Raw genomic sequence first — 23374 nt, forward strand, 5'->3', positions numbered from 1 at the left:
TAGAAATGCATCCGTTCAATTATATCCAGTGTTCTGCGGGAAAATTTCCAGGTCATTCATCAACTGAATCTGAGCAAGCGGGATGGGGAAAACTGTCATGTAGTCTTTCATTCCAAGTGGTGCCATCACCTCCAGAGCCCGGCCGGTCCTAACCAGGTCGAACCATCGATGGCCTTCAAACGAAAGCTCAAATCTTCTTTCCAGGTAAATCCGATCACGTGTTTCAGCTTGTGACAAGCCGGTCAAGTCGTCGAGCCCACCTCTGTTTCTCACCTGATTAAGGTAACCAAGTGCCTCAACAGTTTTGCCATTTTCATTAAGTGCTTCTGCATAAAGCAGCAAAACATCGGCATAACGAATCACCTTCCAATTGGCACGGCTGTCGCAGCTGGTAAGCAAGCGAACCATGTACTTTTTGGTAAATGTAGCCACGTCGTTGGAAGTGGGAATCAGGGGAATAAAGTTACCGTCGGCATCGGTATGCCCGTTGGCAGCAGTAACATCCTTTCTTACGTCACCTGGTTCAAAAATTTCAAATAAGTGGGGAGGCGCATTGTTGTTCCCATTTTGACCTCCGGTAACACCATAAAACTCGGCCAATTCAGGGTTCTTTGGAGTAAAGTTAGTGGTGAAGCAGTTTCCTTCACCCCCAAGGCCCTCCTCATACTCGATATCGAAGATGTATTCGCTGTGGTGTTCATCTTGCATGTAATCGAATAAGTCATTGTAGTTCTCAAGTAGTGCATACCCCATCGTCGTCACTTCTTTCAATTTGGCCTCCGCCTTTACGAATTCGTGACGAGTCATGTAAACTTTGCCGAGAATTGACTTGGCAGCTCCCATAGTGGCTCTGCCAACGTCCGACCCAGAATAGCTGCCTGGCAACTTCGTTTCAGCGTCCAGCAAGTCGGGAATGATGACTTCGTTGTATATCTTTTCGACACTTTCACGTCCCTTTGTGTACGACTCCTCAATGGTGATAGGCTTGGTAATCATTTGTACATCACCAAAGATTCTTACCATATCAAAGTAAGCAAGGGCACGAATGAACCTGGCCTCACCTATGTACAAGTCTTTATTCTTAACAACAGCGGGGTCGGCCTGTTCAATTCTAGCGAGCAACATGTTGCAGCGGCTGATGGTTACGTAATAGTTGCGCCATGTGTCACGCAGCACATTGTCGTCATTGTTGATAGTGAAGTTATCCATGGCCGCAGCGGTATTCTTAACCAACTCATCCCATGAATCGTCGCCTCTCATATCACCAAACAACCACATGTCCTGGTATTGATCCTGCAACGAACCATAAATGCCTACTACCGCATCATTGTAATCTTTATCTGTCTTAAATAAAGCATCTATACTTACTGTATCTACCGGTGCTATGTCAATAAAGTCCTTGTTACATGACATCATAAACAGCGATACGAATGTGACTATGCTAATTATGTTTTTCATTTCTATTTCATTTAGGGTGAGTAAATTAAAATCCTACGTTTAGCCCAAGCTTGATGCTTTTCGCCACGGGATAATCATACTGTTCGTTGCCTGGGTTCAGGGCGCTTCCACTCCTGCTCACGTCAGGGTTGAAACCAATATGCTTCGTAAACAGAAAAGGATTAATTGTATTAATATAAACTCTGAGCGAGCTCAGGTTAAGGCGCTCAACGAAGGCCTCTGGCAGCAGGTAACCAAGCGTTATATTATTAATACGCAAATAGGTTCCTGTATCCAGCCACAGTTGACTGAATTGCCCACGAAAGTTGCCTGTTGGGGTATCATTAGGTCTAGGCGACCCATCGCCTGGCTCACTTTCTGACTTCCAGTAGTCGTTCATGATCGACAATTGTCTGAATCTGGATCTGTTGTTAGCCAACTGATTTCTGGAGATCGCTAAAATCTCGTTTCCCTTCGACCCCTGAATACCTATAGTTAAAGAAATATTCTTATACGACAGGTTGTTAGTCATTCCATAATAGAAATCCGGATAAGGGGAGCCCATAATGGTTTTATCAAGACTATTGATGACTCCATCAGGCACTCCCTCCGGGCCGCTCACGTCCACAAACCTTACGTCACCCACTCTTGAGGCATCTCTGGCACCCGGATTAAAAATAGGCCCTGCATCCAGCTCCGCCTGGTTTTTGAAAACACCATCAGATAACCAGCCATAAAACATACCAATGGGCTGACCTATCATGGTTATGTTGCCCCCAGAGATAATTGGGTCTCCTTCCGGCCCAAGCTTAACTACTTCGTTCTTATAAGTGGAGATGTTAAAATTAGTTGTCCATTTGAAATCCCCTGTAGTATTTACAGTGCTTGCTACAAATTCCCATCCGCTGTTTTTTACCTCCCCAATATTTTTCAACGCAGTGCTGAAACCCGTAACATCAGGCACGTTCACATTCAAAAGCAGGTCATAATTCCTGGAATTGAAATAATCGATATTGAAGCCAAGCCTGTTATCAACAAAACTTAGGTCGACGCCTACGTTTATTTGCTTTTGCGTTTCCCAGGTTAGAGAAGGATTGGCCAGCCTGCCTGGCGCATATCCACCAACAGCACCGCCGCCGAGGGTATACTTGTCGTAATTGATGGTAGCATAGTGCTCATAATTACCAATGTTGTTGTTACCTGTGCTGCCGTAGCTTGTTCTTAACTTCATTTCAGAAAGAGCAGGCATGGATTGCATGAAGCTTTCGTCAGAGATTCTCCAGGCTAAAGCCAGCGAAGGAAAAACGCCAAACTTGTTCTCAGAGCCAAAGCGAGACGAGCCGTCTGTTCTCAATGAAGCTGTGAAGTAGTACTTTCCCAGGTAGTTGTAGTTGACCCTTCCCAGGTAGGATACCAAAGACCATTCGTAATAGTTTGACGTACCACCGGTGATAATCCCACTCACGGCGCTCAAAGTTGGGACAAGGTTGTTTGGGTACCTGTTACTAGTCAGACTATTTGATTCAACTGTTTCTTTTTGGGTAGTAAAACCTGCTAATCCCGAAAAATTATGATCGCCAAAACTTTTGTTATAGTTAAGGGTAGTTTCAGTAAGCCAGTTTAAGCGAAGGGCAGAATAGTCGGAGCCTACAGCCGGATTGTTGAAAAATGCCGGAAGCTGCGGCTTAAAACTCATGCCTTTAATTGCCTGGAGGTTTGTGCCTGCCGCCACATTCACTTTCAGTTCATCAAGGATGGCGTACTCTACATTGATATTGCCAAGTAAACCTATTCCCTTTTGCCTGTTAATCACTTCATTAGCTAAAGCAACGGGATTTTGGGTTGTAACCACTGCGTCGAGTCCGCCACCAAAAGGAAAATAAGAACCATCAGGATTGTACAATGAATAGTATTGTGGAATTACCAGGGAGTTGTACAAAATGTCAGTGTTGCTGTTAACACCGTCAAAGCTGGTTCCTCCTACGTTGGTTTTGTCAACATAAGACGGGTTAATACTTGTTTTAATGGACAACTTATCGGTCAACTTAGAATCGATATTGGAGCGCAATGAATACCTTTTGAAATTGCTGTTCAAAATAATTCCGTCCTGAGATAAGTATTCGCCACTGATGGCATACTTTACATTTTCGCTGCCTCCGTTGGAAGATAGCTGGTGCTGCTGCTGGGGCGCTGTTACCAGAATTTCATCGAATGGATCTTTGAAGTCGAGAGTGACACCGGGCTGAGTAGGCGTTCTTCCTTCCAGTACTTCAACAACAGTAACCGGAACAGCGATTTTCCAGGTTTCTACCGGGCCGGATACGTCATTGCCCTCGTCAATATTTCTGTTTCTTATCCCGTCAAAGTAGTGCTGCGCTTCCTCTTTTGCGGATTGAAATTCAGGCATTTTTGCGATTTTCTGAAAGCCAAAGTAGGCGTCGTATTTGAAGGTTGGCTTTCCTTCTTTTCCTCTTTTGGTATTAATTATTATCACACCGTTGGAGCCTCTCGATCCATAAATGGCAGTAGCCGAGGCATCTTTCAATACGTCGATACTCTCGATGTCATTAGGGTTGATGGTTTGAATGCTTTGCATGGGGAAACCATCTACCACGTACAGGGGATCACCTGCAGCGGAAATACTGCCTACCCCTCTTATCCTGATTTGCGGCGGCGCTCCGGGCTCACCAGAAACTGGCATTACCTGAACGCCGGCAGCCTTTCCCAGCAATGCCTGGTCTACCCTGGTGGCCCCCAAATCTTTTATCTCATCGCTTCCCACAGATGAAATCGAGCCTGTGACGTCTTTTCTCTCCATCTCTCCATAACCCACCACCACTATCTCACTCAGCTGAGCTATGTCCGAGGTCAGCATGATGTTAATTACGGAGCGCCCATTTACCGGCACTTCCTGACTTGCATAGCCAATAAATGAAAATATCAGGGTGGTACTACCTTCCGGGCTCTTTAAAGAGTAATTGCCGTCAATGTCCGTTACCGTACCGATATTGGTCCCTTTTACAATAATATTAACACCTGGAAGCGCCTCGCCTTCCTCGGAAGTTACCTTCCCCGTTATTATCACATCTTCTATAATTACTTCAAGAGAAGGTGAAGACTCCCTGTCTTTATTGGCATTAATTACTGTGATGTTTTTATTTATCTGTTTAAAACTCAGGCCAGTTTCTTTGGCAATATCCAACAGCACGTCGCCAACAGTTCGTGGTATTTTGTATTTACCCGAAAACTTAACATTAGGATCAAGTTTGCCCCTGTCATATGCAAAATGGTAATCTGTTGCCGACTCGATAATTTGGAAAGTCTCAACTAAGGTATTTTTATTGAATTCAATATTCAATGGATAATCTCGCACACTCTTGGTTTCCTGAACGGATGCGAAACTGAACGTAAATGCAAAAAATTGAAGAAATAACCCGTATAGCAGTCGCCTGAACACACAGGGGGTTTGGTGTAGAAATCTTTTTAACATAACTTTGTAGTTTAAGTATGAAATAATTTATCTGGCAATATTTTTTATCTGATACATAAAAAATACTTGCGACTAAGTCGGCAGCTTTCTGGTTGCCGATTTTTTTTATCCACTTTCTATCGATTCTGTTTTCATAGGCTTAGAAAAATATTTTGACTTTGTTTCCCTTTAGTTCGTAAGTAATGTCTTGCGACGCCTGCAAAACATCCATGATATTCTTTAGGTTATCTCTCTCAAATTTCGAAGTCAGTTTCCACTCCTGATCAGGTCTCCCCACAGTAGTTATTTCCACATCGAACCAATTCTCAAGTATCTTAATCACCTTCCGATGGTCGGCATCCTTGAAATAAATGATGCCTCTTTTCCATGAGGTCTTCTCCTCTACATTAAACGACTGTCTGCTAAGCTTACCCGACTGCACGTTTAGGTCGGCCATTTCACCAGGGCTTAAGAGTAAAGTCTCGTGTTCAGTGCCATCATTACCCTTCCTTACTCTACCTACCATTAATTTCCCCGTTACCAATGCCACATTGTATATATCAAGTTCCGGGAAAGACTGCACATTAAACGACGTGCCCAAAACCCTCATTTCTAAATTGGACGACCTGACGATAAAGGGCCTGCTTTTATCAGGTGTCACTTCAAAAAAAGCTTCACCCACCAGGCTCACCACTCGCTCAGCATCACCAAATACCTCCGGGTAAGAGATACTGCTGCCAGAGTTGAGAATGACTTCCGTACCGTCCGACAGGTGAATAGTCAATTTTTGGCCCTTGTGTGTCTCCTTCTGCAATTGCGGCACAGTCTCTACCACCTCCGGTGGGTTGTCAAATGTTCCCCTGCTGTAAAAAAACATTCCTATAATCAGCAACGACACAGCCGCTGCTGCAAGAGATGCCCTTCTCAACCAACTGGATTTTTTATCCTTTGCCACGTAAACTTGTCTAAATGGACTTTCATCAGTAGCTGTAATACTGTCCGTTTTCTTCACGTACTCAACCAAATCTTCCATATTGATCAGGTCATGAATCTTCCTCAGCATTCCTTCTTCATCGGCGCTCTTCTCAGTATCCCTTTTCCGATTGAATTCCAGAATCTGGTCAGACATGTGCTCATCCAATTTTCCAGACTCCAGGCTTTCAAGGATATACTTCACCTCTTCTATGCTACATTCTCCCTGAAAATACCTTTCCAACAGCTTTTTGTCCATTTTTGCTTTTGTTGCTTAGTGGTAATACAATGTGCTGGCTTTCTACCCTGAAAAGCGTTGTAAAAAAATTCACTTCGACTGTGTATACGTGAAACTAACATGGGATGGACCTGCCCAAAACTACTCAGGCTATGCCTTACCATGACCATCACACGACACAAGTGCATGTGGCTGTATGGTTGAGCAAACGCCGCCAAAGAAAGACCGACCTGCCAGGTTCTGAGCAAATTGCCTTTCATCAAAAAAAAGCAACCCAAACTATCGATTTCTAATTTTTATGACGATGTTGTTGCCCAGTATTGCATATTTTGTAATAGCACTCATCCTATGAAAGAATCATTAGCTACGATAATTGATCAACTTAAAATAGGTGACAAAAAGGCCCTTGACACCCTATTTTACCTATATAACAAGCGGATTTACCATTTCGGTTTGAGCTACTTTCATAACAAGGAAGAATCCGAAGAAATTGTACAGGAAGTATTTTTGAAGCTTTGGTTTAATAGAAAATCCATTAACAGAGACGGCGCTTTTGAGTCGTACATTTTTACCATTGCTAAAAACACGATCCTCAATAGCCTAAAGAAAAAAATTCATCATAAAGCTTATCAGGAATACCGGCTCCATGTAGCCGACATTACTAGTAACTCAACAGAGGATGATGTTATATACCATGACTTTGAAAAGCTTTATGAGATAGCCCTGCAGGTGCTCCCGAAAAAAAGGAAAGAGATTTTTATCCTTAGCCGAATGGAAGGCCTGAGTTATCAACAAATTGCAGAAAAGCTTGGGATTTCGGTGAAGACAGTGGAAACACAAATGCAGCTTGCGCTCAAGCATTTCAGAGGGGTGTTGAAATCAAACACTGACCTCATAGTTTCTGCGTCACTCTTTTTCCTGGCTGCCAGCTAAACTACACTATTTCAAACCTTTAGCTTCATTTCTCTTTTAGCACTCACCTGACCAGTCTAGCCCGATCTTCACTTTCTCACCTCAACTGGCAGCTCATTCACACATCTTCTTCGAAAAATAAACTTCACCTAATTCAGGGTAAGGCTTGATCACATTGTACTACTTCACAGCGAAAGGCAACTACCCTAATTTCACACATAAAATATCCTGCTGCTGGCAACTGTTGGCTCAGCTTAAATTACACTACTTATGAACCTCATCATTCTTTTATCAATATCTGCCATTGTGCTGCTTGTAGCCTATTTCACCTACGGGAAGTTCGTGTTCAAAAAATTAAACATAAGCAACAAAAACACCACGCCGGCACACTCCTTCGAAGATGGGATCGACTATATCCCAAGCAAAACACCCGTTGTCCTTGGGCACCACTTCGCCTCAATTGCGGGTGCCGGGCCAATAGTCGGGCCAATCATCGCTGTTACCTTCGGCTGGATTCCGGCTGTGATCTGGATATTGCTCGGAGGCATTTTCTTTGGTGCAGTACACGACCTCACCAGCATGATTGCTTCTATGAGGCACGGCGGCAAGTCTATCGGGGTGATTATCCAAAAATATATCGGGCAAGGAGGAAAGCGCCTTTTCCTGATTTTCAGCTTCGCCACGCTTATTCTAATCACTGCGGTTTTTGTTGATATCATAGCCAAAACCTTTATCAATAACCCAGGAGTAGCCTCTGCATCCATCCTGTTCATGCTGCTGGCTGTAGTTTTCGGGATTGTTAACAAAGCGACCGCAAACGTCAAACATGCCTTTTTGATCAACACCGTTATTGGCGTGCTTGCTATGTACTATTTTGTTTATCTGGGCATGCAAATACCCTTCTTACTGGATTACAAACTGTGGGTTGTGTTACTGTTGGCCTACGCCTTCGTGGCCTCTGTCACACCGGTCTCATTTCTCCTGCAACCGAGAGACTATCTAAACAGCTTTCTTTTATATGGCCTCATGATTGCCGCCGTGGTGGGTGTCTTTATTGCGAATCCGGAGATTAAAATGGACAACAACGTCCAAATCAATTCTGAAAACCTCGGCTACCTCTTCCCAGTGTTGTTTGTTACCGTGGCGTGCGGTGCCATCAGCGGTTTTCACTCGCTGGTGGCCAGCGGCACCACTTCCAAACAAATCAACAAAGAAAACGACACCAAGGTGGTGGGATATGGTGGCATGTTGATTGAGTCATTTTTAGCTATCATCTCAGTTGGAACGGTCATCATTATTAGTCGGGGAGAATACGCTAGTCGATTAGTCATCGAAGGGCCAGTGACCTTGTTTTCCGACGGACTGGGTAACATCATTTCATCTTCGGGAATCTCCGCACAGTTAGCCATTTCATTCGTGGCATTAACAGTATCAGCCTTTGCACTCACCACGCTCGATACCTGCACCAGGCTGGCTCGCTTTACAGTTCAGGAGTACTTCGAAGATGTCGACCACAAGGTAGGAAAGGCATTTGCCAAGAACCGCTACCTGGCAACTTTAGTGGTTGTCATATGCTCAGTTCTGTTGCTTACTTCTGGGGAGTTCACTACGCTGTGGCCAATTTTCGGATCGGCCAATCAGTTGCTTGCAGCATTGGCTCTTCTGGCCGTGGCCGTGTGGCTCATCAAAAATAAAATCAATCCCAACTTTGTGCTCGTCCCGATGTTTTTCATGTTTTCCGTCACCCTCAGCTCACTCCTCCTCTTCGCTATCAAAAATTTCACCGACGGCGTCTATATTTTGTCAGTCATTGCCGGCATTCTCTTCATCCTTTCCATAGTACTTATTTGGCTGGCGACCCGAAGTCTGAAAAAAGAAATGAATGAACAGGGGCAAACCTTGACCAACGCCTAAGAAGGCAGGATACACCAATTCTAAATAGAAAAAAAGCAATGAAAACTCACAAAGTAGCCGTGATAGCGGGAGATGGAATAGGGCCTGAGGTTTTGGCAGAAGGGATCAAAGTGTTGAGGAAAGTTGAAGCACTTGACGGCAACATGAAGTTTGACTTTACACATTTCCCATGGGGTTGTGAGTACTATGCCAACCATGGCAAAATGATGGCCGATGATGGCATGGATCAGCTTAGGAATTTTGAAGCGATTTATTTGGGTGCTGTTGGATTCCCCGGAGTGCCGGATCATGTTTCGCTGAGGGAACTACTATTGAAAATCAGAAAGGGCTTCGATCAGTACGTCAACATTCGTCCCGTTCAACTCTTGGAGGGTGCTCCCTGCCCTTTGAAAGATGTGAAAAGAGAAGAGGTCGACATGATCGTGATCCGAGAAAACAGCGAAGGTGAGTATGCCGGAGCAGGCGACTGGCTGTTCAAAGGAAAGCCCGAAGAGGTGGTGCTTCAAACCGGCGTCTTTTCCAGAAAGGGGACAGAAAGAATCATCAGGTACGCCTACGAGCTGGCCAGAAAAGAGAAAAAGACCTTAACCAGCATAAGCAAGGCCAACGCCCTGAACTATTCCATGGTCTTCTGGGATCAGGTATTTGAAGAGGTGGGCAAGGATTATCCGGAAGTAAAAACCGCCTCCTACCTGGTAGACGCCGCTGCCATGTTCTTTGTGAAGCAGCCGCAACGGTTCCAGATAGTGGTAACCTCCAATCTCTTTGGAGACATCATCACCGACCTGGGAGCGGCCATTGCCGGCGGTATGGGGCTTGCTGCGGGTGCAAATGTTAACCCGGAAAGGCTACACCCTTCAATGTTTGAACCAATTCACGGATCGGCGCCCGACATTGCAGGCAAGGGAATAGCTAACCCCCTCGCCGCTATTTGGTCCGCCAGCCAAATGCTTGATTTTTTTGGGTATAATGATTGGGGAAGGGCTGTGTTGAAATCCATTGAAAAAGTGATGGTGGAAAAGAAAACACTAACGCCAGATTTGGGAGGCACCTCTACTACATCAGAAGTGGGAAATGCCGTGATAGCGGCGCTTGCGGGAATTTGAAAGCCCCAATGTTAATGATTAAACCAATCAGCTAGCTCGCAGAGTTTCAGTTCATTTCTTTCTCTTATTTCTCATATCATCGGATTGCTAAAAATTAACGGAGCTCCCACGTCCGTCCCCTCCAATCACTCACTTTAGCCTTCAAAAAGGCAGTATTGGATATTTTCCCTTTCAGCTTTCAAATGATTTTAGCATGTTTAACCTGTCGTTAGTTTCAAATGCTCATTTTTTGAGCCCATCTGGTTGAAGCTTTCGAAGCACTTTATTATTTCAATAATTACTTTTCAAAAAAACCAATCCTATGAGAAGATTTACTAAAATCCTGTTTTTGCCGTTTGTTGTTTTGACACTTTTGGCTGCCTGCGGTGGCAAAGATGACGAGGGCGTATCGTCTCCGCTTATTGGCACATGGAAATACAGCTCAGTAGACGTGATAGAACTGTCAATCAATGGACAAGACGTGGTTGCGTACCTTATAGCGGAATTCGAGTTGAGCGAAGCAGAGGCACAGGAAATTGCCGACGGGTTTTCTATTAACGCCGAGGAAGAGTCCGACATAACCAATGTTACCATTGAATTTAAGGCCGACAATACCTATGTCAGCAGTCAGCCAGGCGAAGATTCGGAAACAGGCACCTGGTCATTGAGCAGTGATGGCAAAATGCTGACGGTTGACGACCAGACTTTTGAAGTTCAAACGTTGACATCAAGCAAACTTGTAGGCCGCATCAGCCAGCAGGAATCAACTGAGGTTGGGACTATGAAAATCGTGATAGAATTTAGTTTCACTAAGTCCTGATAGAATATCCTCAGGCCATTGCATACTGCGGTGGTCTGAGGATATAGTCTCATCTGAGAGTATCAAATATTATTGCATGTTAGCTCGCTTACTGCTTGCCAACTCGCACTACTGAAAGCTTCGCCGTTGGCTTGCTTCCGCCATAGGTAGCGACATACATGTTTCCCGGCACCACAAAAGAACCACTTTGAAAATAGGTTGTGCTCATAATGTGCTTTTCAACCCCATTCAAATAGAAGTGATAAAAAGCTCCCAGATTTAAGAGGGAAAGGCTAATGGGTGTCTCTAATTTTATCTTATCTGTGTAAAGCGAATAATTATCCCAAATTTCTTTGCCTTTATTGTTGATCGAATATTCTCCACTTTCCTGATACAACCCAACGGTGATAGCATCCCATTGAAACCCGTAGATAAAGTTGAGTGAGTCGTATGTTAGTGTAAGCAGGTAATCGCTTGATTCGTCAATTGCCACCGCATCGGCTATTCCAAAATGTCTGGTCTGAAAACTTTCATACTGCAATGAGTCCTCCTTTAGAAGTAACGTATCTCCAATGACCAATTTAGTGAGGTCTTGAGTCCGGTACCAGTCTGGCACCTGCACGGCTGGATCGAACAGCTCATCGATATAATAGGAGCGCCACGAGTCGCTGAAGATATCATCTACGCACGCATCTTCTCCTCCCTCTTTCATGATACTGGCACATTCGCCTAAAAGTAACCTTTCATTTTTGTGTTGCCGCTCTAAAACACAATGACCCAGCTCGTGAAAAACAAGCATTTCTCTTTGTCTGTCATTCATTTGCTTCCAAATGAGTGGAGCTAGCTTGATGGTTTTGGAGAAAAATGTCCGTTTCGAACTCCCTGCTTTATTGTCTGGCAGATTGATGAATTCAATCGTCAAACCTCGACGGACATTCGAAAAATCATGGCCCCGTAGTTCAGCCTCACGAATAAACTAGTCAACGTAGCCACTAACATCGTGGGGAACATTCGTACCACACCCCATCAAAGCAAACATCCCAACCAAGCCCAACACTTTAAGAAAGCAGGATTCAGTTGGGATGCTATTTCTTTTCATTAGCTTATTTCGAGGCAGCCTCTATCCAGGCCTTCACCTCGTCCATGGTTGGATTAGTAACGTCGTTCAGCTTCAGTTTCTTGCGCATGCCGCACACATCGTTGAAAAGCTTGCTGTCTTTACTATCAGCAATGGCCTCTTTGGTAGACATGTTGAGTTTTTGAAGTATCGGTACCAGCTCGGCCCTCACCCCCAGTTTCTCATAGTCTTTTTCCATTAGCTCAGCCACTTTCTTCTCAGGCCTCATTTGAGGGAAGAACAACACCTCCTGAATGGATGGTGAGTTGGTCATGATCATGCTCAACCTGTCGATACCAACACCGAGCCCAGCGGTTGGAGGCATACCGTACTCAAGTGCCCTAAGGAAGTCCTCGTCGAGCATCATGGCTTCATCGTCGCCTCTTTTGCCCAGCTCAAGCTGCTCTTCAAAACGCTTACGTTGATCAATCGGATCATTCAGCTCGGAGAACGCATTGCAAATCTCTTTGCCATTACAGATCGCTTCGAAACGTTCCACAAGCCCCTCTTTACTGCGGTGCTTTTTCGCCAGCGGTGACATCTCAACCGGATAATCGGTAATGAAAGTCGGCTGGATCAGCTTGTGTTCGCAATGTTCACCGAAGATCTCGTCAATCAGTTTGCCTTTACCCATAGAGTCATCAATAGGTACTTCCAATTTCTTTGCAGTAGCCCTTAGTTCCGCCTCATCCATGCTACTAATGTCAATACCAGTAAAATGCTGTATCGCCTCAAACATGGTGAAGCGCTTCCACGGACGCTGGAAGTCGATAACGTTCTCCCCCACCTGCACCTGGGTGGTTCCATGGAGGTCAAGAGCGATTTTCTCAATCATCTCCTCCACAGTATCCATCATCCAGTTATAATCTTTGTAAGCTACATACAGCTCCACCTGGGTAAACTCAGGGTTGTGAAAACGAGACATGCCCTCATTCCTGAAATCCTTTGAAAACTCGTACACGCCATCAAACCCACCCACAATCAGCCTCTTCAGGTACAACTCATTGGCAATGCGCAGGTAGAGCGTCATGTCCAGCGTGTTGTGGTGCGTTTTGAACGGACGAGCAGCAGCGCCGCCATACAACGGCTGAAGAATGGGTGTTTCCACCTCCAGATAGCTTTTATTGTTCAGGTATTCCCTGATAGAGTTCACCAGCTTGGTACGCTTAATAAACGTGTCCTTCACGTGAGGATTCACCACTAAATCCACATAGCGTTGGCGATAACGTTGTTCCGGATCAGTGAAGGCGTCGTGGAGCACTTTGTTGCCGTGTTCGTCCTCTGTTTCTTTTACAATAGGAAGCGGCTTCAGTGCTTTTGTAAGCAGTTTAAACTCCGTCACGTGCACGGATATTTCACCGGTTTGCGTCGTAAACACGAACCCTCTGATGCCTACGATATCACCAATACCTATTTTCTTTTTGAAAACATCGTTGTAAAGCGTCTTGTCTTCACCGGGACAAATATCATCTCTCCGAATGTAGATTTGAATCCGCCCTGAGGCATCCTGCAACTCGGCAAAAGAAGCTGACCCCATGATGCGCCGACTCATAATGCGGCCGGCCATCGATATATTTTTATAGTCGGTCTTGCGCTTTTCGTAGAATTCATGAATCTCCTCTGCAGCCACGCTGACCTCGAAGGTTTCGGAAGGGTAGGGATTAATACCGGCTGCTATGAGTTCTTCTCTCTCTTTCCGGCGCAAAATTTCCTGCTCGCTTAAATGCATCGACTTATGTAAGGTTTAATCAGTATCAGCCAGTTAGCTGATTATCAAATGAGGGGCAAAGTTAACTGAATGTGGAAAAAAAGCATGGCTGAGTCCATTATTAGTTGGACGCTTTCTATTAAGCAGATTTCAAACTGCTTCTTCTGTCCAACTCCTTCTTAATAAAGCTAAACTCCCTACCCGTCTGCCCGGCTACCGACGTATTCTCCTCTGCCCGCCTGATCAGATAGGGCATCACCTTTTCCAGCGGGCCGTAAGGCACATACTTTGCCACGTTGTAGCCCTCCTTCGATAGCTTAAACGAAATATTGTCGCTCATGCCGTAGAGCTGCGCAAAAAACACCCCCGGATCATCCTTGGCTATGCCATATTGTTGCATCAGTGAAGTGAGCAAGGCATTCGACTGCTCATTATGGCTTCCCGAGCAAAACGCAATCCGCTTGTGGTTCGCTGCGCAGAAATCAAGTGCCCTGTTGTAGTCAATATCCGTGGCTTGCTTCGTCGGTTGAATGGGATCCTTGTAGCCCAGCTCCTCCGCCCGCTCACGCTCGTTCTCCATATAAGCACCACGCACCAGCTTCACGCCCAGGTAAAACCGTTCTGTTTTCCCTTTTTCGTGCAAACCAACCAGCTTGTCGTAAGCATCCCATCTGTAAAATTGCAGTGTAGTGTAAACAATTGCCTGCTCTTTGTTGTACTTCCGCATCATTTCCAGCGCCAACCCGTCTATCACCCCCTGGTAAGCATAGTCTTCTGCGTCAATAAATATCCTGACATTTAGCTCGTGGGCTTTGCTGCAGAGCTCTTCAACCCGACGGTGAATATTGTCAAATGCCTTCTGCTCTTTGCCATTCAGTTGTTTGCCATCCTGCGACTTGGTCATCAACTCTTCTGAGCCCAAACCTGATACTTTCATCACGGCAAAAGGAATGTGAGCACTGGTGGCAGCGTTCATGACTGTCTGCAGTATTTCCTCCTTATTGGCATCAAATCCAGCCTCTGTTTTCTCCCCCTCGGCAGAGTAATCGAGTATGGTGCCGATACCTGAAGCACCAAGCTCAGAAATCGTTTGTTTGCACTCTTGTATGGTCTCACCACCACAGAAATGCCCGAAAACAGTACTTTTTATGAGTTTTTTGATGGGCATTTTCATTTTTAGTGCTAATATTACGCCCTGTGTTCCAAAGCGCACCAAAAAGTTACTGTTCATAGCGGCGAATAGCCAATACATCTTCTTCAATTCCCGGTCCGACTTAGAAGCAAAAGCTACTTCGGTATCTTCGAAGGTAAAGGGATGGGTAACGGGCATGGTTAATGTGTTTAATTGGAGTGCAATAATAAGTAAAAGACTAGTTTGATCGTTTTTAGTTTATAAAAAATAAGTGAGGTGGGTATGGAGCTTACTATTGACAAATTTGAATCCTGGTCTCCGGTAAAAGAAAGACCATTGATTATTTCAGGGCCTTGTAGCGCTGAATCAGAAGAGCAACTCATGGACACCTGTACCCAACTGTATAAGGAAGGTATCAGAGTGATGAGAGCTGGTGTGTGGAAGCCAAGAACTCGTCCGGGCGGATTTGAGGGCATAGGCAAAGAAGCCCTTGGCTGGATCCAGAACGTGAAGAAAGAGTTGCGTGTCAAATTTGCTGTTGAAGTAGCCAACCCCGACCACGTAGAGGCTTGTCTTGCTGCTGGCATCGACATCCTTTGGGTAGGTGCCCGCTCAACAGTGAACCCCTTCACTGTGCAGGAAATTGCCGACTCTCTTGTAGGCGTTGATGTGCCTGTACTGATCAAAAACCCTATCAACCCCGATCTTGCATTGTGGCTTGGGGCAATCGAAAGAATTAACAAGGCCGGTATCACTAAAATTGGTGCCATCCACCGTGGTTTCTCTTCTTTCCAGAAGACGAAATACCGCAACGTGCCCGCATGGCAGTTTCCTATCGAATTGAAAAGGGAGTTCCCTGAAATGCCTTTGTTTGGTGATCCCAGCCATATTTGCGGCAACAGAGAAATGCTTCTGGATGTAGCTCAGAAAGGGTTGGACTTGAACTATGACGGCTTGATGATCGAGTCGCACAGAGATCCGGACAACGCATGGAGTGATGCCAAGCAGCAGGTGACGCCTGCCCGACTGGGTGAAATGGTAAGAGAACTGAAGCCAAAAAGCGCTCATTCAACTGACGCCACTTTCAATCATTTCATGGAGCAAATGCGTGATCAGATTGACAACGCTGACCGTGAAATCCTTGAAGCCTTGGCCAACAGGATGCGCCTGGTAGAGAAAATGGGTGAGTTCAAGCGTGACAACAACGTAACTATCTTCCAGGTAGACCGCTGGAATGAAATTTACAAGAGCAGAGCTGAGTGGGGCAAGTCACTTTCCCTTTCTCCTGACTTTGTAGAAGAAACCTACAAGCTGATCCACGTTGCTTCTATCAAACAGCAAACTGAGATTATGGCTAAAGTACCTGCAGGCGGAGAAAAGTAAAAATGATTCTCGGTAACGTAGAAATAACGAACAACCTCCCCGAGTCATTGGGGAGGTTTTTTTCAGTCCAATCCTATTCAAAGGTGGCTGTGCTGGTGGACGAAAACACCAGGCAGCATTGCTATCCAAAAGTAGCGGCTCACCTTCCCGGGCACTCGGTGATTGAAATAAAAAGCGGTGAAGAGGAGAAAACGCTACGGACTTGTGAACACATCTGGAACGAGCTTACCAAGCTGGAGTGCGACAGGAAAGCGCTGCTCGTCAACCTTGGCGGGGGCGTAATTGGTGACATGGGCGGCTTCTGTGCTGCCACCTACAAGCGGGGCATCAAATTTCTGAACCTGCCCACCACCCTGCTGGCTCAAGTAGACGCCAGTGTCGGCGGCAAGCTGGGCATCGACTTCCACGGCCTTAAAAACCACATCGGCGTTTTTCAGGAGCCGGAAAGAGTCATCGTATCCTCTGATTTTCTGGCCACATTACCGGAAAGAGAGCTCAGGTCCGGCTTTGCAGAAGTGCTGAAACACGCCCTGATTGCAGACGCCAGTTACTGGAAGACTCTCACTGCGAAGACATTCGGTGAGCAACCCTGGAACGACCATATTCAGCACTCTATTGAAGTAAAAAGTGGTGTGGTCGACAAAGACCCAAAAGAAAATGGTCTGAGAAAAATCCTCAACTTTGGGCACACTATTGGCCATGCCATAGAAACTGCCCTGCTCAACTCCGGTAACAGGTTGCTCCACGGCGAGGCCATTGCTATCGGGATGATTGCTGAAGCCTACCTGTCGACAAAAAAGACAGGGCTTTCACAAGGAAGCTACAAAGAGATTACGCAGTACTTACTGGCAACCTACCGTCCGGAGCAGATAGGTGAGGCAACGATTAAAAAAGCTGAAAGCTTAATATTACAGGATAAGAAAAATGAAAAAGCTACCATTAAGGGTAGCTTGTTGAGTGCCATTGGTCAATCAGAATACGATGTGATTATTACTTTAGGGGAAGTTAGGGAAGCCTTGACTGAGTTCAACTCAGTGGTGAATCTTTCTTCTGCTAAATAAAAAAATGATCGTCTTCGTCTCTCTTCTTCACAGGTGTGGTTTTAGCCGATTTTGAAACACGGGCTTTAGTAACCATTCCTTTGATAGGAGTAACGCCGAATACTGTAATTGCACCAATAACTGCACCTGCAACGATGGTAGTTATGGTTTTAGATCTGTTCATAATAAAAAAGGGTTTAAAGCATTTAATCACAACAACGATGCCAGACTGCCGAAGGTTTTGAAAATTATTTTTACGTCACCTTTACCAGACTAACATAAAGACAATTAAATCGGGTATTTCCACTAAGCATACCATGAATAAAATTTCGATCAACACCTCCGCCGCCATTCCCGCAGCATCCACTATCAACCTGAGCGCCTCCAAAAGTGAGAGTAACAGGGCCCTGATTATACAAGCACTTTCTGATGAAAAAATTAACCTCAACAATCTTTCTGATGCCCGTGACACGCAAACGATGATGCGCTTACTGGCCTCAAAAGACAAAACGTGGGACGTGCTGGACGCTGGAACAACCATGCGCTTTCTAACCGCCTACCTGGCGCTTACGGGAAAAGATCAAACTATAACGGGCTCAGAACGCATGCAGCAAAGGCCCATCAAGCTATTGGTAGATGCCCTGCGAGAGCTGGGAGCGAGCATCGATTACCTGAAGAATGACGGCTATCCACCACTTAAAGTCTCAAAAATCACTCAGCAAAAAACGGACTCCCTGAAAATACAAGGCAACATCAGCAGCCAGTACATTTCAGCCTTGCTAATGATCGCCCCTATGTTGCCTAACGGTCTTACCATCGAACTGGTGGGAGACGTGTTCAGCAGACCCTACATAGAAATGACACTCGGCCTCATGCAGCAGTTTGGAGTAAAGAACGAGTGGAAGGAAAATACCATCGCCATTGCACCGCAGAAATACACTGCAAATTCCTATACCATTGAGTCGGACTGGTCAGGCGCCAGTTACTGGCTAAGCATGGTGTCGCTTTCCAAAAGCAGCAAAGTAAAACTTACCGGGTTAAGAGAAAACTCCTATCAGGGCGACATCCGCATCAGGGAAATCATGCACGGCCTGGGGCTCACCACCAGGTTCAGTGGAGAAGAGTTCCTGATCGAGAAAAAGAACAGCGTTTCACCCATGGTTATCGACTTTAAGACCTGCCCCGATTTGGCCCAGACAGTAATGGTGGTAGCCACAGGCCTGAAAAGCCCTATTTCGATGACGGGCCTTGAAAGCCTGCGCATTAAAGAAACCGACCGGCTTGCGGCCATGCAAACTGAGCTGGCAAAGTTTGGGGCTACGCTGGTAGAGGAAACGCCTGGTTTTTGGGAATTGGAGCCTCCGACCGAACTTCCTGAAGGCCCCGTAACGATTAGCACCTACGAAGACCACCGCATGGCCATGGCGTTTGCGCCGCTGGCTCAAAAAGTGCCTTTGATCATTGAAGAGCCGGAGGTGGTGAATAAGTCGTACCCAGGGTTTTGGGAGGATTGCAAAAAATACGGGCTGGATATTAAAGAAGCATAGTCAATGGAAATCGTCTACCAGCAAGAGCAGGATTTAACCGTGAAGGACTTCACGGAGCTGCTCATTAGTTCTACCCTCGGTGAGCGGCGTCCCGTGAACGAGCCTGAGCGCATAGAAGAGATGCTCAGACATGCCAACCTCACCGTTACCGCAAGGCACAATGGAAAGCTGGTAGGCGTAAGCCGCAGCCTCACCGACTGGGTGTATGCCACCTACCTGAGCGACCTGGCGGTGCACATCGAATACCAGCACAAAGGAATTGGCAAGGAGCTCATTCGCCGGACAAAGATGCTGGCACCCAAATCTAACGTGATACTACTGTCGGCTCCAGCTGCTGTCGACTACTATCCAAAAATTGGAATGACTCACCACGCCCATGCTTTTTGGCTGAGGGATTTGAAGGAGCTGAAGTAGGCTTTTCGTCGCCTATTTGTTCAATCGACAGCCGGAAAAACAATCCGATATGATCGAAATTATCATGATTTGTCAGCCTTTCAAGCGCCTCGCCCTTTCAATTCAATCTAACATTCTTCTACCTTCAAGCTTCTCCTTCATGCAGAAAATGATCTTAATCACTTTTTAGTGATGATATAATTCATATCTATAACGATATAGAAAATATAGATTTATACTATCGATTAGAATATTGTAGATTTGGATATCGAACAAAAAAATCTGTCAATAATGGAAAATAAAACACACGCTGGAGGAGCCTACAATGTAAACGGAGCAGAAATGTGCCCGTTTCTGAATGGCGAACTCAATCAAACCGCAGGTGGTGGCACATCAAATCGTGATTGGTGGCCCAACCAACTGAAAGTAAACATCCTTCGTCAGCATTCTTCCCTGTCTGATCCGATGGGTGAAGACTTCAACTACGCTGAAGAGTTTAAAAGCCTTGACCTAAAGGCTTTAAAGAAAGACCTAACTGCCCTGATGACCGACTCACAGGACTGGTGGCCCGCTGACTTTGGTCACTACGGCGGTTTATTCATTCGTATGGCATGGCACAGCGCCGGCACATACCGCATTGCCGATGGCCGTGGTGGCGCAGGAGCCGGCCAACAAAGATTTGCTCCCCTCAACAGCTGGCCCGACAATGTGAGTCTTGACAAGGCCCGCAGGCTACTCTGGCCTATCAAGCAGAAATACGGAAAGAAAATCTCCTGGGCTGACCTGATGATTCTCACAGGCAACGTAGCCCTGGAATCCATGGGCTTCAAAACCTTCGGTTTCGCTGGTGGTCGTGAAGACGTTTGGGAGCCAGAACTAGACGTTTACTGGGGTCAGGAGACCACCTGGCTGGGCGGCGATAAGCGTTATGCTCATGGTTCGAAAGGTGTCGAAAATCAGCAGTCTGTGGTTGTATCGGATGATGATGCAGACGGGGGCACGCACTCAAGAGAACTCGAGAACACACTGGCCGCAGTACAAATGGGACTGATCTATGTTAACCCGGAAGGGCCGGATGGCAAGCCTGATCCTCTTGCAGCTGCCAAAGATATCCGTGAGACGTTCGGTCGTATGGCAATGAATGACTACGAAACCGTGGCACTGATTGCAGGTGGACACACATTTGGTAAAACCCACGGCGCAGCTGACGCAAGCCAGCACGTAGGGCCTGAGCCAGAAGCGGCCGGTATTGAGCAACAAGGCTTCGGCTGGAAAAACAGCTACGGGTCAGGTGTTGGTGGCGATGCTATCACCAGTGGTTTGGAAGTAATCTGGACAACCACACCAACGAAGTGGAGCAACAACTTCTTCGAGAACTTGTTTGGCTACGAATGGGAATTGACCAAGAGCCCGGCAGGTGCGCACCAGTGGAAGCCTAAGGGTGACGCAGGTGCAGGTACCGTGCCCGATCCTTTTGATCCGTCGAAGCGCAGGTCACCATCAATGCTTACTACCGACCTGGCACTAAGAGTGGATCCAGCCTACGAAAAGATTTCAAGGAACTTCCTGGAGAACCCCGATGAGTTCGCAGATGCCTTTGCCAAAGCGTGGTTCAAACTTACTCACCGTGACATGGGACCTCGTGCCCGTTACCTCGGACCTGAGGTTCCGGAAGAAGACCTGATCTGGCAAGATCCGATCCCAGCTGCGACACACAAACTAGATGATAACGACATTGCTTCCCTGAAAGCGAAAGTACTTGCTTCAGGACTGTCCGTATCAGAGCTGGTGTCAACTGCCTGGGCTTCTGCCTCCACCTTCCGTGGCTCCGATAAGCGTGGTGGTGCCAATGGAGCACGCATTCGACTTTCACCGCAGAAGAACTGGAAAGTGAACAACCCGGCTCAACTGGCAAAAGTATTGGCAAAACTGGAAGGCATCCAAAAGGATTTTGGCAAGCCAGTATCGATGGCTGATTTGATTGTGCTGGCTGGATGCGCAGGTGTTGAGCAGGCTGCTAAAAACGCCGGACAAGCCATCACTGTGCCTTTCACTCCCGGACGTGCTGATGCGTCGGCAGAGCAAACCGATGTAGAAGGTTTTGCGGCACTTGAGCCACAGGCCGATGGGTTCCGCAACTACTTGAAGAAAAAATTCACCGTATCTGCGGAAGAGCTACTGATTGATAAGGCCCAGTTGCTAACACTCACTGCACCAGAAATGACTGTGCTTGTGGGTGGCATGCGTGTGCTTGGCACCAACTTCGACGGATCCAAGCATGGTGTATTTACCAATCGTATTGGCTCATTGAGCAACGACTTCTTTGTGAACCTGCTCGATATGAGCACCACATGGAAAGCTGTTTCGGCAGATGGGGACGTATTCGAGGGGCACGATGCTAAGACTGGCAAAGTAAAATATACAGCCACTCGTGCCGACTTGATCTTTGGCTCCAACTCGGAGCTTCGTGCCCTGGCTGAAGTATATGGCTGCAGCGACTCTCAGCAGAAGTTCATCAAGGACTTTGTGAAAGCCTGGGACAAGGTGATGAACCTCGACCGTTTCGATTTGGCTTAATGATGGCATAAATATTTAAAGTGAAAAGGTGGTCTGGAAACAGGCCACCTTTTTTATTAGCATGCTCATTTTCCTCTTAAGAGTTGGGTATCTCTGGCTAGCGATATTCAAAAATCGGCGCTCTGTAAAATCTATTCAGGGCTATTCAGTGGTAGCGTAAACCTGAAATCACTTCCATCCCCTTCCTTACTCTTGAGCCAAATGTCGCCGCCGAGCTTTTTTACAAATTCCTTGCAAAGGGCTAACCCTAAGCCAGAACCTTTTTCGTTTGCAGTGCCCAACGAAGATGTGTTTGCAGACATCTTGAACAACTTCTTACTAACTTCCTCCTTTATTCCAAGTCCATTGTCGGACACAGAAAATTGAACTTGGTTTTGCTCCAACACAACCGACACGATGATGCTGCCTCCGGATTTGGTAAACTTGATAGCATTAGAAATAAGGTTTCTCAATATGGTTTTCAACATCCTTTCGTCGGTGTATATTTCTATTCCCTCCGAAGCGATCTGACTTAGAGATATATTCTTGGTTCTTGCAATTGGGTCTAACAGCTCAATCACGTGTCGAATAGTCGTTGATAAATCTATTTTTTCCGGTTTATAATTGATCTCTCCTGTCTGCGATTTCGCCCAATTCAATAGGTTATCGAGTAAGGCCAGTGTGTTCTTGACTGATACTTTTATGATCTCTAAATACTCCGCCGATTTTCCCGTGTCCGATTTTCTTACCCGTTCAATCAATAATTCTGATAACCCTAAAATATTATTCAATGGTGCCCTTAAATCGTGGCCCATAATGGAAAAAAGTTTGTCTTTGGTCGCATTCAGCTCTATTAATCGCATTTCACTTTGCTTCAATGCTTGCTCGGCTTTTTTGCTGGCAGTGATGTCCCGAACTACGCCAACAAGAAATCTTTTTCCACTGGCATCAACATAGCGTGACTTTCTGGTGGAAATGATCATCGTTACGGCTCCCCTCACTGTTAGTGTTTCTTCATTTATGTTTTCCTTTCCGTCAGCAAGAACCTGGCTGTCAATTTTTAAGAAACTTTCCCGCTCATCAGGAGAAACATGCTCGGCAAGGGTTTTACCCATAATTTCTTCACGAGGTAGGCCAAACATTTTACAAAAGGCGTCATTAACCAGTACCAACCTACTTTTATCATCCTTTACAAATACGGAGTCACCCATGTTGTCGAGGATTGTATGGATGTACCCATCTGCCACCTTATTTTGCTCTACTAAAGATTCTTTTTGTCCTTTTTTCTGCTGGTTTTGAGCCGAAAGTTGCGATCGCAAAATTTCATTTTGCTTTTTAAGTTCAGCAATTTTGTCTTCTAGTTCCAAGCGGGTTAGTTTGTCGGTCATTTTTTGGGTGGTAGCAGGTGGCAGCACAATTGCAATTTTTCATCTTTCACAAAGCTGAACTGCACTTATTAGCACCAGACTAAATTAACTCTTGTGGCGGAGATTCCAAGCCTCATAACCTATTTCGTGCTCAATGCACTTCGCTCATTCCTTCATTAAGGACTTTATGAAAACCATGGGACAACATAGTGCGCCCTGACCACTTCAATCTGGTGCAACCAGGCGGGCGAAAGTTTTGAAATGGCTACCAAAGTAAAAAAGGCAACCTGAAACAGGCTACCCTT

General features: G+C 45.9%; 17 protein-coding genes. 9 read left to right on the plus strand and 8 right to left on the minus strand.

Features of this window, described 5'->3' with window-relative positions; translation table 11 throughout:
- Positions 1 to 15: 15 nt before the first annotated feature.
- From AAC052_RS13310 to AAC052_RS13320, 3 genes are all read right to left on the minus strand, one after another.
- Complete coding sequence (locus AAC052_RS13310) at positions 16 to 1458, minus strand: RagB/SusD family nutrient uptake outer membrane protein (protein ID WP_339791886.1); 1443 nt, start codon at positions 1456 to 1458, stop codon at positions 16 to 18.
- A gap of 25 nt (positions 1459 to 1483) precedes the next feature.
- Positions 1484 to 4927, minus strand: coding sequence for a TonB-dependent receptor (locus AAC052_RS13315; protein WP_317487930.1), 3444 nt, complete (start codon positions 4925 to 4927; stop codon positions 1484 to 1486).
- A gap of 139 nt (positions 4928 to 5066) precedes the next feature.
- Positions 5067 to 6137, minus strand: coding sequence for a FecR domain-containing protein (locus tag AAC052_RS13320; protein WP_339813865.1), 1071 nt, complete (start codon positions 6135 to 6137; stop codon positions 5067 to 5069).
- A 327-nt stretch (positions 6138 to 6464) separates the two neighbouring features.
- On the opposite strand from AAC052_RS13320, the gene AAC052_RS13325 reads away from it, so the two are divergent.
- The 4 genes from AAC052_RS13325 (at position 6465) to AAC052_RS13340 (ending at position 10847) form a co-directional block, all read left to right on the plus strand.
- Complete coding sequence (locus tag AAC052_RS13325) at positions 6465 to 7049, plus strand: RNA polymerase sigma-70 factor (RefSeq protein WP_339813867.1); 585 nt, start codon at positions 6465 to 6467, stop codon at positions 7047 to 7049.
- 249 nt (positions 7050 to 7298) lie between these two features.
- Positions 7299 to 8942, plus strand: coding sequence for a carbon starvation protein A (locus AAC052_RS13330; protein WP_339813868.1), 1644 nt, complete (start codon positions 7299 to 7301; stop codon positions 8940 to 8942).
- Positions 8943 to 8980: 38 nt separating this feature from the next.
- Entirely contained in the window at positions 8981 to 10048 is a 1068-nt protein-coding gene (locus tag AAC052_RS13335) for a tartrate dehydrogenase (RefSeq protein WP_339813870.1), read from the plus strand.
- 301 nt (positions 10049 to 10349) lie between these two features.
- Positions 10350 to 10847 carry a lipocalin family protein gene (locus AAC052_RS13340; RefSeq protein WP_317487934.1) on the plus strand — a complete coding sequence of 166 codons (498 nt, stop codon included), beginning with the start codon at positions 10350 to 10352 and terminating at the stop codon, positions 10845 to 10847.
- A gap of 88 nt (positions 10848 to 10935) precedes the next feature.
- Here AAC052_RS13340 and AAC052_RS13345 read toward each other — a convergent pair whose 3' ends face one another.
- From AAC052_RS13345 to AAC052_RS13355, 3 genes are all read right to left on the minus strand, one after another.
- Entirely contained in the window at positions 10936 to 11646 is a 711-nt protein-coding gene (locus tag AAC052_RS13345; RefSeq protein WP_339813872.1) for a hypothetical protein, read from the minus strand.
- A 283-nt stretch (positions 11647 to 11929) separates the two neighbouring features.
- Positions 11930 to 13672 (minus strand): lysine--tRNA ligase, encoded by a 1743-nt coding sequence (gene lysS / locus AAC052_RS13350; RefSeq protein ID WP_317487936.1) that lies wholly within the window; start codon positions 13670 to 13672, stop codon positions 11930 to 11932.
- Between the two features lie 118 nt (positions 13673 to 13790).
- Positions 13791 to 14981, minus strand: coding sequence for a proline dehydrogenase family protein (locus AAC052_RS13355; RefSeq protein WP_339813873.1), 1191 nt, complete (start codon positions 14979 to 14981; stop codon positions 13791 to 13793).
- A gap of 84 nt (positions 14982 to 15065) precedes the next feature.
- On the opposite strand from AAC052_RS13355, the gene AAC052_RS13360 reads away from it, so the two are divergent.
- Entirely contained in the window at positions 15066 to 16166 is a 1101-nt protein-coding gene (locus AAC052_RS13360; protein ID WP_339813874.1) for a bifunctional 3-deoxy-7-phosphoheptulonate synthase/chorismate mutase type II, read from the plus strand.
- Between the two features lie 2 nt (positions 16167 to 16168).
- Positions 16169 to 17227 (plus strand): 3-dehydroquinate synthase, encoded by a 1059-nt coding sequence (gene aroB, locus AAC052_RS13365; RefSeq protein ID WP_317487939.1) that lies wholly within the window; start codon positions 16169 to 16171, stop codon positions 17225 to 17227.
- Here the strand turns inward: aroB and AAC052_RS13370 are convergent.
- Entirely contained in the window at positions 17220 to 17390 is a 171-nt protein-coding gene (locus AAC052_RS13370; RefSeq protein ID WP_317487940.1) for a hypothetical protein, read from the minus strand. The genes aroB and AAC052_RS13370 overlap by 8 nt on opposite strands.
- A 133-nt stretch (positions 17391 to 17523) precedes the next feature.
- On the opposite strand from AAC052_RS13370, the gene aroA reads away from it, so the two are divergent.
- The 3 genes from aroA to katG all read left to right on the plus strand — a co-directional run bounded on the left by aroA (position 17524) and on the right by katG (position 21723).
- Positions 17524 to 18753: a 3-phosphoshikimate 1-carboxyvinyltransferase gene (gene aroA, locus AAC052_RS13375; protein WP_339813876.1), complete on the plus strand. Its 1230-nt coding sequence runs from the start codon at positions 17524 to 17526 to the stop codon at positions 18751 to 18753.
- 3 nt (positions 18754 to 18756) lie between these two features.
- Positions 18757 to 19167 (plus strand): GNAT family N-acetyltransferase, encoded by a 411-nt coding sequence (locus AAC052_RS13380; protein ID WP_317487942.1) that lies wholly within the window; start codon positions 18757 to 18759, stop codon positions 19165 to 19167.
- 321 nt (positions 19168 to 19488) lie between these two features.
- Complete coding sequence (gene katG / locus AAC052_RS13385) at positions 19489 to 21723, plus strand: catalase/peroxidase HPI (RefSeq protein ID WP_339813946.1); 2235 nt, start codon at positions 19489 to 19491, stop codon at positions 21721 to 21723.
- A 131-nt stretch (positions 21724 to 21854) separates the two neighbouring features.
- Here the strand turns inward: katG and AAC052_RS13390 are convergent, their stop codons facing one another.
- Positions 21855 to 23090, minus strand: a complete 1236-nt coding sequence (locus AAC052_RS13390; RefSeq protein WP_339813880.1) for a PAS domain-containing sensor histidine kinase — start codon at positions 23088 to 23090, stop codon at positions 21855 to 21857.
- Positions 23091 to 23374: the final 284 nt, after the last annotated feature.

The sequence above is a fragment of the uncultured Imperialibacter sp. genome (assembly GCF_963974565.1).
GTDB classification, from domain to species: domain Bacteria; phylum Bacteroidota; class Bacteroidia; order Cytophagales; family Cyclobacteriaceae; genus Imperialibacter; species Imperialibacter roseus.